Genomic DNA, 1391 nt, shown 5'->3' on the forward strand with positions numbered 1-1391 from the left:
TCGATGGGCGTGCCGGGCGCATACTCGGTGGTGTCGCCGGGCACGGTGATCACCACCTCACCCTGACCATCGCCACCGCCGGAGGTCGTCCAGCCACCGCTCAGACCGCCGTCCGGATCCGCTTCGTCAGGACCGGTGATACTGACCACCGGCATATCGTCGTCGATCACCAACGCCAGGCTGCCGTCGGCAGTGGAACCGTCGCTATCGGTCACGGTGTAACCCAGCGACAGGGTGATATCGTCTTCCTTGCTGTCGTCGCTGTGATCCAGCCCTTGGTGCAAGGTCGCCTCGTAGGCACCGGTGGCCACGTCGGTCACCACCGCGGTCAGCACCGTGTCGCCAGAGGCGTCGGTACCGCTCAGGGTAAGACCGTCGTCCGACACCGACCAGGTGATCGCTTCACCACCGCTGGTCACGCTGGGCAGACCACTGGTGTTCCAGCTAAAGGCGCCGCTGCTGGCCGCCCCGTCATCACCAAAGTCATAGCCCAGGCTGCCGCTGGCCGTGACCGCTTCACCGGCCACGTCCTCGATACCGCCGGCAATACCGCCCGGCAGACCGTCTTCGTCCAGGGTCGATACCGGTGCCAGCGTGGCAGGATCGCCATCGGCGTCCGGGGTGGTCGGCACGGTGTCGGGTGCTGGCGGCGTGTAGCTGCCGGTAACCACGTCACCATCGCCGTCGGTCACGCTGATCACGAAGCCCGGCAGTTCGCCGCCCTCGTCACCGCTGTCCGGGGTGTAGGTCCAGGTGTTATCCGGGTTGACCACCAACACGCCACTATCGGTCGTGATGTCATCACCAGGCGCATACTCGGTGGTGTCGCCGGGCACGGTGATCACCACCTCACCCTGACCATCGCCACCGCCGGAGGTCGTCCAGCCACCGCTCAGACCACCGTCCGGATCCGCTTCGTCAGGACCGGTGATGCTCACCACCGGCATATCGTCGTCGATCACCAAGGCCAGGCTGCCGTCGGCAGTGGAGCCGTCGCTGTCGGTGACGGTGTACCCCAGCGACAGGGTGATATCGTCTTCCTTGCTGTCGTCGCTGTGATCGAGCCCTTGGTGCAAGGTCGCCTCGTAGGCACCGGTGGCCACGTCGGTCACCACGGCGGTCAGCACCGTGTCGCCAGAGGCGTCGGTACCGCTCAGGGTCAGACCGTCGTCCGACACCGACCAGGTGACCGCTTCACCACCGCTGGTCACGCTGGGCAGACCACTGGTGTTCCAGCTAAAGGCGCCGCTGCTGGCCGCCCCGTCATCCCCGAAGTCATAGCCCAGGCTGCCGCTGGCCGTGACCGCTTCGCCGGCCACGTCCTCGATACCGCCGGCAATACCGCCCGGCAGACCGTCTTCGTCCAGGGTCGATACCGGTGCCAGCGTGGC

General features: G+C 66.6%; 1 protein-coding gene. It reads right to left on the bottom strand.

All coding sequences use genetic code 11. The features are described from left to right. Positions 1-1391: hypothetical protein (locus JF545_RS19790; protein ID WP_206944876.1), on the bottom strand; the 1391-nt coding region annotated here is incomplete at both ends.

Source organism: Halomonas litopenaei, assembly GCF_017303055.1.
In the GTDB taxonomy this organism is placed as follows: Bacteria; Pseudomonadota; Gammaproteobacteria; order Pseudomonadales; family Halomonadaceae; genus Halomonas; species Halomonas litopenaei_A.